Source organism: Mesorhizobium sp. M2A.F.Ca.ET.067.02.1.1, assembly GCF_004023285.1.
In the GTDB taxonomy this organism is placed as follows: domain Bacteria; phylum Pseudomonadota; class Alphaproteobacteria; order Rhizobiales; family Rhizobiaceae; genus Mesorhizobium.
In genome coordinates, this window is record NZ_RZSB01000006.1 from 36,681 (window position 1) to 48,108 (window position 11,428).

At 56.3% G+C, this 11,428-nt stretch carries 7 protein-coding genes and 1 pseudogene; all 8 read right to left on the reverse strand.

The window, feature by feature from the left end:
* Positions 1-246: 246 nt before the first annotated feature.
* Positions 247-2,925, reverse strand: coding sequence for a DEAD/DEAH box helicase family protein (locus tag EOA28_RS01895; protein WP_128314495.1), 2,679 nt, complete (start codon positions 2,923-2,925; stop codon positions 247-249).
* Positions 2,922-4,556: a site-specific DNA-methyltransferase gene (locus tag EOA28_RS01900; RefSeq protein ID WP_128314496.1), complete on the reverse strand. Its 1,635-nt coding sequence runs from the start codon at positions 4,554-4,556 to the stop codon at positions 2,922-2,924. The genes EOA28_RS01895 and EOA28_RS01900 overlap by 4 nt, the downstream gene beginning before the upstream one ends.
* Positions 4,549-6,384: an AIPR family protein gene (locus EOA28_RS01905; RefSeq protein ID WP_189341895.1), complete on the reverse strand. Its 1,836-nt coding sequence runs from the start codon at positions 6,382-6,384 to the stop codon at positions 4,549-4,551. Before EOA28_RS01905 ends, EOA28_RS01900 begins: the two co-directional genes overlap by 8 nt.
* On the reverse strand, positions 6,384-9,245 hold the full coding sequence (locus EOA28_RS01910; protein WP_128314498.1) for an SNF2-related protein: 2,862 nt from the start codon (positions 9,243-9,245) through the stop codon (positions 6,384-6,386). Before EOA28_RS01910 ends, EOA28_RS01905 begins: the two co-directional genes overlap by 1 nt.
* Positions 9,246-9,708: 463 nt before the next feature.
* A complete protein-coding gene (locus tag EOA28_RS01920; protein WP_128314500.1) occupies positions 9,709-10,074 on the reverse strand; it encodes a phosphoglycerate kinase in 366 nt (121 codons plus the stop codon).
* Positions 10,075-10,313: 239 nt separating this feature from the next.
* Positions 10,314-10,451, reverse strand: a complete 138-nt coding sequence (locus EOA28_RS38605; protein ID WP_189341896.1) for a hypothetical protein — start codon at positions 10,449-10,451, stop codon at positions 10,314-10,316.
* Between the two features lie 216 nt (positions 10,452-10,667).
* Positions 10,668-11,186, reverse strand: a complete 519-nt coding sequence (locus EOA28_RS01925) for an adenylate/guanylate cyclase domain-containing protein (RefSeq protein ID WP_245501453.1) — start codon at positions 11,184-11,186, stop codon at positions 10,668-10,670.
* Positions 11,186-11,428: pseudogene (locus EOA28_RS39910) on the reverse strand (hypothetical protein); the annotation flags it as partial. The gene EOA28_RS01925 and the pseudogene EOA28_RS39910, both read right to left, overlap by 1 nt.

Genomic DNA, 11,428 nt, shown 5'->3' on the forward strand with positions numbered 1-11,428 from the left:
TCATGCCGCAGCGGCAGTCGCCGCGATTCGGTAATTCTTTGAAACAGACATTGTAGCCGGCAGGCGCATGGGCGGAAAGCTGCAACCCGGTGTAAGTTGAAGTTATCCCACAGGTACTGGCCGTGATTTCGTGATTTGCTATAGAGTAGCGTCTAACCGAGTACTTCTTCTTTGAACCAGAAACGCTGGGGGCTCGCTCGCCCATCCGAGCCTGTCACCAGCGCAAACCGACCGCAACTCGGCGCGTTATGAATACTGTTTCGTCAGGAAGTCGAGCGTCATGTTTTCCGCGATTGCATCATGCGGAATCAGAACATACCGCCAGGGCTTCCCCCCATAAGTTCGCGCATGCTCACTGGCAGTTGCGCACCACTGAACAGCAACGTCACGCTTGGCCAGCACATCCTTGTCTTGGGTTTGAGTTGCCATTTTTGGCTCAAGCATAAGGATGCTGTCATCAGTCTCGGCGACAAAATCCGGCTGGTACTCAAGGTGATCGCTGCCGCTCCGGTAAAACATCTGAAACTGCCCCTTGGCCGGACGCAGCCATTTTTGTGCATCTCTCTCAAGGATAACGGCCAGCTTGCGCTCCGAGTCAGAATGAAACTTCGATACGGTTGAAAGGCATTTGCTGAAGCCACCAAACAGATATCGGGCCATGTTACTTTTGTCGGCAGGCGGAACTCGAAAATCGAGTGGTGCTTCACGCAGCGCGGTGTAGGCGCTCTCCTTCAACTCGGTGAAGCCCTGCCGCACTTCGTAGTGATATTCGACCGCATCGTCTTTCCAGAAATGGTTCTGCATTTGCGCATGAACCGCGCGTGAAATTTCGCGCTGGTGCAGCGAGAGCACCTTCCCGGCGTCACTCTCAGTGAGGTACGTGAGCAGGTGCCGCACTACCTGCGCTGCGAGGTCATAAAGCAGGTCGGCATTGTCGTCGTAGGCGACGTCCGGAAAATCAATCAATCCGCTGACAACATAGTCTTCGAGACGAAGTTCGAGCAGGTTGCCTTGTGACAAGCCGATGATATCGACCCGATCGGTTCGAAGGTGTTTTGCCCACAACTCTTCACTGGGGGCGGCATATTGCATTCCTGACAAATCGAGCGTAAACGGTCTGAAGCCCGCTTTGACCTCGCCCTTCGGCAAGACGGAGATACGCGGGATATCGATGGTGCGATCAACCATAAGCCTCGCCGTGGCAGCAATCACTGCCCCAATATCAGGCGCGGGCTTCGCAATGCCGCCCAGCTCCATCTGCGCGGGCTGATACTGGCTCCGCACCTCGCGAATGACCCGCTCTTGTACTTCAGGGCGCGACAGATACGAGACGCTTGGCACCTTATCAGGTTCGCGTGCGAGCTTTCGAAAAGCATCGTATGCAAGGCGAGCAACGCGCATTTCGTCGGGGTCCGTGAAGGCTGGTGTGGGAGCGGGGCCAGCCGACGACATGCCCTCCGCGGACTGAGTAGTTTGCAAACCAAGGCTTCCAAGGATGGTCGGGGCCGACACGACTGTAACGGTCTTACGTGTCAGGTCCGCCTCATCGAGAATCAATTGCTTAAGATGGATGGGTGACGTGGGATTGTTGGCTTCATCCACGATCTCCTGAAAGCGATCGTGAGCCACAATGTTCAAGCGATCTACAGCATTCACGCCCGTGCGCTTGCCATACGGAAGGCGCAGCCCGCGCCCGATGCTTTGTTCGATCAGAGTACGCGCATTCGCGGCGCGAAGTGGGACAATCGTGTAGAGATTCGTTACGTCCCAACCCTCTTTGAGCATGTTCACATGGATGACAATCTCGACAGGGTTATCGGTGTGCTCAACAGTGAGCAGTTTCTCGACCGTTTCTTCTTCTTTGACGCTGGAGTCGACTTGGATGACTTTCTGAGCGTAGCGCCCCTGGAAAAATGCGCTCGACTGAATCAAACTCATCAATTCAGCAGCGTGTGTCGTGTCCCGCGCGATGACAAGAACGAACGGTTTTACGATTCGCTCACTATTTTCACGGGCGTAGGTCTCAAGGTCGACCTTCACGCTTTCGTGCAGACGAACGCCATCTTCCAGCTTCATTAGTTGGATGGCATCAGACGACTTACCCGCCGGATTAAAGTCCCGCCGGGTGACAACGGCTGGCTCCTTGACGAAGCCATCCTCCATGGCGCGCGCAAGCGGATAATCGAAGATCACATTGCTGAATGCCACAGGTCCACGCGCAGTTTCGACGAACGGTGTAGCGGTTAGCTCAAGACCGAGAACTGGCCGAAGTTCGTTGATAGCACGCATCCCGGCTGTCGCTCGGTAGCGGTGAGATTCATCCATCAGGAGAACGAGGTCAGGCAGGCTAGCCAAATAATCGAAGTAGCTCTCGCCGATCTCCTCGCGGAAGGATCGGATGCGGGGGCTCCGCCCGCCGCGCACCTCGGATGAAATCTTGGAGATGTTAAAAATGTTGATAGTTGTCGGGAAGAGCTGTCCCCCAGAAGCAATCTGCCGCTCATAGGTCTCACCAGTCGTCAGAACCGGGGGGGAAACAGCGAATTCGGAAATGCCCTTGAAGACGTACTTGGGCGTGTTTGCTGTAAAGTCCGCAATAAGTTTGTTATAGATGGTCAAATTTGGCGCAAGCACGAAGAAGTTGTTAATCCCGTGGGCCAGCTTCAAGTAGGTGATGAACGCGCCCATCAGCCGCGTCTTGCCAACACCCGTGGCAAGCGCAAAACACAGCGACGGAAATTCCCGCTCGAAGTCTGTTACGCCCGGAAACTCGCTTCGTATGATCTCTAACGCGGTGCCGAGGTCGATGGACCTTCTCGGAGCCACAATTTCTGTCACACGGTCAAGGAGTTCCAAGCTCCGTCGTTGCGGCTGGCGTAGGCTCAGGCGACTGGCAATGGCGTTCACATGTCGGAGATTGCTCATATGGCATCTCCCTCGTCGAACAGACTTGCCTGCGGATTGCGGGGAGTTACCTTTTTTTCCGCCTTGGGGAGATTGCCGACATTCAAACTGTAATCGTCATGTCCCCACTCGCATCGGCTGCGAATATGATTTGGAATCTTACGGATAGTTAAATTTTCCCAGTTCTCCGAGTTGCCTTGAAATGCAGAACAAAGGATCAGCAGAGAACGTCGGTTTCCGACATCCTCGCTCAAAGTCACAAGCTCCTGATGACTCAACGTCTGAGTGGTTACATAGATAAAATCGTTTTCTGACGAATAGCCATGCTGCCAATAGACATCGGCGCTCGGTGCATACGTGAAGCCCTCCAGCTTGCACAGCGCCTGCGCCAACATGGTCGAGTTATAATCCTTGGAGATAACCTCCCGACCCCATTTGTCTTTCTCTAACAGGGACGGAGCAAGCTCATAATACCGGAACCCACCGCCACCCATCCAATCAACCGCCTTGCTTATACCGCCATTATCAGTGCCATCTATCACCTTTCGAAGCCTGGGCACGATATGTGTTGTGCAATGATCGCCAAGCTCAACCATAATCCAACGACGACCCATTTTGTGCGCTACTGCTCCGGTGGTGCCGGAACCCGCGAAAGAATCCAAAACGATGTCGCCCGGTTCAGATGCGATGTGAATCACTCTTTCGAGCAGCCGCTCCGGCTTAGGAGTTGCAAAGACATCCGCTCCGTATAGCTCTTTGCTCTCTTTTTTTGCTTCATCGTTATGACCGACCTCCTTATACTCCCACCAAGTTGTGGCCGGGATCGTGTCGCTGACGTCTGATATAAAGCGCTTGATCGCTGGTCTTGCATCACCATTGACACCAAACCAGATGCGATTGTCTTTGATGAGCTCTTCGAACTTTTCCTTGGTGTAGCGCCAGCTTGTCCCATTGGACGGCCAAACCTCGCGTCCAGATGGCAACTTCACCGGAAACACAGCGTAGCCGCGTACCTCGTTTCGGAGAACGTCCCCGGCCTTCCACGGCCCCCGGGGATCGTTGTCGCGGTTGGTATATCGCGAGGTCTGCGTTTCCGTCTTCCCAAGCCTATTCAACCTAACCAGCTCAATATTCTTTGCATAGACTAGGACAAAGTCATGCGAACTCGATAGAAGCTTTGAATACGATTTCGGCGCATACTTCTTTTGCCAAACTACCGATGTCACAAAGTTTGCGCGTCCGAAAATTTCATCACACATAACCTTAAAATAGTGCGCTTCGTTATCGTCGAGCGTAACCCAGAGCGATCCATCATCGGTCAGCAAGTGTCGCAGAATCTCTATGCGGTCGCGCATCAGCCCGAGCCAAATTGAGTGCTCCATACCGTCTTCGTACTGGGTGAATGCGCTTCCTGTATTATAAGGCGGGTCAATAAACACGCACTTAATCTTGCCCGCATAGTCTGCTTCTAGCGCCTTAAGCGCGAGCAGATTGTCGCCTTGGATCAGCAAGTTATCGAACAGGTCGCTCTCGCTGACCCGTGCCGCTGCATGATATGTTTTTGTCGGGTCTTCAATAAGAATGCGCGGCTCCAAGCGAGGCCGGTTTTCCTTCCCTATCCAGGTGAGTTCTAGTTTCTGCTTTTTAGACATTGTTACCCTGCTGCGCTGCCGCTTGTGGCTGCGCTACGTTTGTGGTTTTCCAGATTTCAGCCTTCAGCGCTCCCAGTAGGTTCTGACAGTCACCTTGCGTTTTGAACACCGATTGAAAATCACGAGGCGTCCGCAAGGCTTGTGCTCCGCCCGGCAACGCTTCGTAGTTTGCGAACCCCTTCGCGACACAGATCGCCAGCAGCTTTTCGGCATAGTCTGTCACGGCGGCAGCGACAGCAGTTACCTCAGCAGCCGAGAGGGCAAGCGCCTCTCCCTCGTCAGGCTTGAGCCGGTTGAAGATTGCGGTCAGGACAAGCCACCGTGCATTTCCAAAAAAGGATTTGCTAGCCCCGGCGCTCGCACGCGCTGCCGCTTGCATGGTCTGAAGTACGATGCGCTGCGTTTGCACCGCTCTCCAAACCGAGCGCGCTGACAGGTTCGGCGGAAAGACGCGTTCATGCCGACTCCGAAGGAGCTCCTCGGGCGGGAAGACCATTTCCAGGGAACGAAGGGAGTCGCGATTTGCGGCAACACGCGTAACAAAATCGCAGTCGTTCGTGTTCTTGAGACAGGCGCAAGCGGTTAGCGCTTCCTCCAGGTCAAAATCGATGTCGTCGTTGGCTGGCGTATCTTCATCAATCTTGTAGTGATACCCGATGCCGTGGGGCCGCAATGTTCGCGCAACCTGCTCGTGGAACTCATAAGCAGCCGCGAAATCCTTAAGACCGAGATAGTTCTGAAAGTTTGCCGTTCGCGAGATCCGATCGGCGAATGCCCTATCGTCTTCGCATTTCTCAAGGGAGATGATCTTTATGAACGCGTAGCCCACCGGCTTTGCGTCGGCCTTCGCGCTCTCAAACCCTTTAACAATCGAGCCGAGGGTCTGAGCGCCGTTGATAATCGCAAACCCTTTAGCGGTGATACGCTTCCGCTCCGCATTTGCCCGGTCGAGATTGTTCAGCTCCAGGCGATCGCAATATGCGGTCAGGCCATTGTTGAAATAGAAGAAGAGGTTTGCTTCCTCGTTGACCGTTTTCTGGATGTCATCATTGACTTCAGTGCGTCCCTTGAAGCCACGCAGGTTCGCGGCAACCAGCCTCTTGCCATGCGTCTTATGAAGCCCGTCGAGGCTTGCGAGGGAAACTAGGCCGTAAATTGTCTCGTGCGGTTGAGTCAACAGCCCGGGCCGAATGATCTCAAGCTCCACGCTCTCGACGCCGAGCGCCTCGCCGCCGCCCGTCACCCAGTCATTTAGCGTTGTCAGATTGATCGAGTTGAACTCAAAAAAGTCGTCCTCGGCATCTTTGGAAACCTTGACGCGCAGAGCTTCAAAAAGCCGTTTTCGATCTTCGGATATGAGCGCGAGACCCGAATAGCATAGTATGGCGCGGACGCGGGTAGACGGGTTCTTGAGGTACGCAGCGATATTCGGAAGCAATTTCTTCCAAGCAGGGTTCGCTCCAAAGGCATCAAACTTCCCATCGAGCAGAAATTCCACCCCGGCCTTGAATTTGGTGACGTCGCCCAGATCGGGCTCGGTCAATCCGGCATGAATGTATTTTCCCTGAACGAGCCAGAGCGTGTTGTTGGCAGGAGAAAAATAGACGCCATCAATCCCGCCATCTCCTCCGCCATCAACAATCGCCTGCGCTGCCTCTGGTATCGTCGCTCCGCCAAGTTTATGCGCAGCGAACGCGGACAGCGCGCGGCTGAGAAAATCGCGCTCATTTTGTTCGGGGTCGCCATTTGCCTTCTTGGTAATGTGACCGTCGAATAGCGCATGAAGCTTCGGCGGTAGAGCCAGTATCTCGACGGGGCGATCAACCATCAGGTCACGCTCCATCGAACTACGAATAACTTCTCTTCTGCGATACGCTGCTCCAGTTTGCTCTCAATGTTTGCGATGAGCTCCGCGCGCTGACCATCGATCCGGTCTTGCGCGTCGAAGAGCGTTCGCCGCTTGCTGTTTCGCTCAGCTTCGAGCGCCTTGACCGCCTTCTGGCCTGCGAGCTTTTCTTCAAGAGTTAAAGCCGTTGTTGCTGCCCGCCGGGCTTCCTTAATCTGACGGTCGATCTCCTTAATTTCGCGCTCCAGGCCAACTTTAAGATCGTCGGCCCAGCCATCCAGCTTATCGGCCTCCTGCTCGAAGAAGCGTGCGTTGCGCTCTGATATGGTTCGGCGGATTCGGGTTTGCTGAGCTCCGATCGACTCGCCGAGAAGGGGCGCTATCGACTCGGGCAGTGAAGCCGGAGGGCCCACGGAGCCAGAAATGGTCAGCAGACGTGTCGCGGCCTCGTCGCTCAGGAAACTTCCGTCATCTCCTACAGCTGCCAGCATTAGATGATCTTCGCTCTGGCCGAGAGCATCCACTGTCAGAAGGGACGCAGCCAGCCAGCCCGATTTGCCAACGAGCGGCTCGATCTGGGAGACCCGGCCTTCATGGTTGCTATAATTAAAGACAAGCTCGGCCGCCGGAAGCTCGCGGGTTTTCGCGCGGTCGATGATGGCTTCGCCAAGCGGGTGTTGAACCCGAAACAGATGCGCCTCGCCGGTTCGACGCGGTAGCTCATATAGGCCCGTCGGAACCCCTTCACTAGTGACCCAGCTCGGTACGAGGTTGAGGCGGAATGAAGACGAGTCGATGAACTCGGCTTGGCCTGCTAGTTCATGAGCCGCGAGTTTCATCAACTGCTGCTCGAAGCGATTGAGGTGCAAGTTAGTGTCTTGATTGCGAACGCGCAGCTTTTCGCGAACCTCATCATCAAAATTCTCAAAAAGTTTCCGGCGGGCGTGAGTCATCGCCTCGTTTATTTCCAAATTCAATTCGTGCTGAAGCTGATCGAACGCAACTTTGATCTCATCTGTTTGACGACATTGCTGATAAATGTCAGCAATGCGCTTCTCAAAATCCACACCTGATTCAATCGCGCCAAGCACTTCGTCGCTTGCGCCAAACACGCCCTCGAATAACTGAAATTTCTCAGAAAGAAGCTTGTAGACCCGCTGATCCGCCTCGTTCTTCTGATTCAGAAAGTTGACGACCACCACGTCGTGTTTCTGGCCATACCGATGGCAACGGCCAATCCTCTGCTCAATGCGTTGAGGGTTCCATGGAAGGTCGTAATTCACGATCATTGAACAGAATTGAAGGTTGATGCCCTCCGCGCCAGCCTCCGTCGCGATCATGATCCTTCCGCGCTCACGGAAATAATCGACAAGAGCGGAGCGCATATCCGCTGTCTTTGAACCGGTCACTCGATCCGAGCCCTCGTGACGGCTCAGCCATTCCTTATAGATCGCTTTGGATTCTTCATCTGTGTTCATGCCATTGAACAGCACGATCCGATCGGCGAACGGGCTGTCTGCAAGGACACGCAGCAAGTAGGATTGAGTACGGCGCGACTCAGTGAAAATGATCGCCTTTTCCTCCGCGCCGAACTCCCGCGCTTTCGAGAAGCCGACCTCCAACGCCTTTAGCAGGGCGTGTCCCTTGGCATTCTGCTCGATCGACGTAGCAAGAGCTGCAAATTCCCGTAGTTCGGCGATCTCGATCTCTAGTGCTCTCTGGTCAGCCGCCGTAAGCTGCTCCTCCTGATCGTCATCCGGCCACTCCTCCGCTGTCTGCTCAAGGGCCTCGTAGTCGTCGTCAAGCTGCTCCGTGAGGGATTGAGGCGGTCTGCTCTTATCGAGTCGGCTCTGAAGCCTGTTGGAGATGGATGATAGCGCGCCCGCAATTGCGAAGGTCGATGATGCCAGCAACTTCCGCAGCACGAGTGTCATCAGGGAGCGCTGGCTGGCTGGAAGCGCCTGAAGATTGTCCCGCTGCAAATACTCCGTCACTAAATTGTAGAGGCGGTCTTCCGCCTCGTCAGGGCTGAACTCCTCAAGGATGGCGTGGCGCTTCGTATAGGGGACATAGGCTGTAACTTGCCTCCGCAAAGTGCGATGACAAATCGGCTTCAGCCTCTCGCGCAGAAGTTCAAAAGTACGCTCCTGAGACAGATTGGCGAACTGCTCGCGGAAGCTCTTCAGGTCGCCGAAAGCACGTTCGTCGATGAAGCTCACCAAGCCGAAAAGCTCAAGGAGCGAGTTCTGCAATGGCGTCGCGGTAAGTAGCAATTTGTTCCGCTCGGCGAGCGCGCCCTTGAGCGTGTTCGCAATCACGTTTGCCGGTTTGTAGACGTTTCTAAGCCGGTGGGCCTCATCAATCACTACCAAGTCCCATGGATGGGAACGCACGTCTATATCCTTGGAACGCGCAAACTGATACGAGCAAATCACTACGCTATCGGGGCAATCAAAAGGCCTGACGTGGCCTGACTTGATGGCAGCGTTGTACGATTTCGACTCAAGTATGGTGCAAGGGATAAAGAACTTTTCGTTCAGCTCCTGATGCCACTGCTTGCGAAGGTTGGATGGAGCGATGATGAGTATGCGTCGCTTTCCCTCTGCCCACCGCTGTGAGATTACCAGTCCTGCTTCGATCGTTTTGCCGAGCCCGACCTCGTCGGCCAGCAATGCCCCCTTAGAAAGTGGAGACGCGAACGCGAAGAGCGCCGCATCAACCTGGTGTGGGTTCATATCGACCTGCGCGCCCGCCACAGCCACGGCGAGCCGCTCGCCGCTATCGGAAGAGCGGCGGCGCGTGAGATCAACGGCAATGTATTTGGAATGATAGTCGGTAATCACCCTCTACGCTCCCCGGCGCGTGGGGCGCTCCCCCCGTTTCACGTCGTCGTTGCCCGGCCCGCTATCGGCGACATACACGCGCATAAATTCGCGGATAACCTGGGCGGCGGACTTGTCTTGTGCCCGGCAGGCATCCAGGAATTTCTCACGCAGTTCGCGCTGAACCCGTATGCGGAGACCGGCATCCTTCATGGCGCTGGAGTGTAGCCAATGGATACACAAATGAATAGCGGTTTCTAGGACCATGCGCCCTCTGGATTGCAGGAAGATTTTCCGTATTGCAACGGCGCCACTCTTGGCTCTGCGCGAAGGATCGAAACCCGGATGGGCCGAGACGCAGCCGCGGCTCGGGGCGGGCGCCTAGAGCCTGACCCGCAAGGGGCGCGCCCTGTCTACTTCAAAGTTGACTGCGCAGCGTATCAGCGAAGCCCATCGGGCAGACGGGCTTCGCCGAGGACGGTCATCACCACCATGATGAGTAGTAGACCGTCCGGTTCTGCGCCAGGGCATCGCGCGCCTTGGCCACGAATTTGAGATCATCTGTCATCTCAGTGCCATCCGATTCGCCGAAGAAGAAGCCTTCGGTATGAGGCAAACGATCTGCTTTGATGTCGGCTTCGAGCTGCCATAGATCGTCAGCTGTGAGCTGCACATTGGTGCAGTTGAAGCTTTCCTCCGTGCCGCCTTTGGCCCGGTACAGCTGCCTCATCCAACCATGCAGGTTGGGATGCTTCCGCCAGTAGTGAATTTCGGTCATCTCGCTCACGGTGAAATCCACTGGAGAGCAAGGTTTCTCCTCCGTGGCGAAGCCATACATATCGAGTCCCATCGTCTTTTTCCTTTCGTCTGTTGCTGTTCGTCCCGAAGGACGCGGACGAAAGGCCGGGCGGAATAAGCTGCCGCCGTCATGACCAACACGGTCACGGCAAGGGCGTGAGTGGTGCGGGCGGGTCATTGATGCAAAGCGCCGTCCGGCAGAACGCGTAAAACCGAGGGCGGCAGCAAAGATAAAGGAATGGATGGGAGATGTAAGCTTAGCTCAGGAGAAGCCGACGATCTTGAGGGCTCCTACTGCGATCGACCTGAACTACTGGCGATCGTTGCCGAAACCCATTCAGGATCGTCGCAGTGGTTGGCAATGGCCAGCAACAGCTCCCACGCAAACGGCACCGGCGCATCATCCGAATTCGGCAGGATGAGAGACATGCTTCCGTCCTTGCCGAACACGAGAGCCGCCTGATCTGACGTTTCTTAGAGCCAGCTTGACGAGGCGCCATCGCGAGGGGCTGGCCGCTGTTCGGCTGGCGCCCAGAGAGGGAAGAGTCCGGGACTTGCCCGGCGCTGCGTTCGGCGATCAGGAAGATGATAAGCCTGGCGTAGATCCAGGCGCGAGCGAGTTCCGGCTTCTTGGCCGCCAATGCCTCAAGCCGTGACCAGCTCGAACACCTCTTGCGTCTCAGCAAAGCCCTTCAGCACGTGTCTGCCCAGGCTGCGCACCGCATCCGCAGGCATCGAGCGCGCGACCTCGGCCGAGCACACGGCCCGCCGATCGAGCGTCTTGGCGATTCCTTCCAGCCGGCTGGCGAAGTTGACGGTCGGGCCGACCACCGTGAAGTCGAGCCGGTCGACGCCGCCGATGTTGCCGTACACCACCGGCCCGATATGCAGCGCCGCGACGAACGGCAGGTCGGGCAGGGTCGTCTTCGCCTTGTCGAAGGCGCGCCCGATGCCGCGCACCGCGCGCCCGCAGGCGCCGCCGCGTCCGTCCTGCTCGGTCGGAAAGATCGACAGCACACTGTCGCCGATGAACTTCAGCACGTCGCCCCCCTCGGCGCGCGCGGCGTCGACCACGATCTCGAAATGCATACCCATCGTCTCCAGCAATGCATCGGGTGCCAGCCGTTCGGAGAGGCCGGTGAAGCCTCTGATGTCGGTGACCATTACCGCCGCGTCGATCTCCGTGGTGGCGCCGCGCCGGAACGCGCCGACGACGACGCGGCCGGCAGGTCCGGTCCGAGATAGACCTCCAGCAGGCTCTGCATGGAGTGGCGCATCGCCGCCGGTTCGAGCGCTGCCGAGATTGCCGGCGCCAAGCTCTCGATCAGGGCGATCTGGGCCACCGTGAATCCGCCCGGCCGGTCGGTCGTGAAGGCGCCGCCTTGCGCGGAGCCGTCTCCATATTC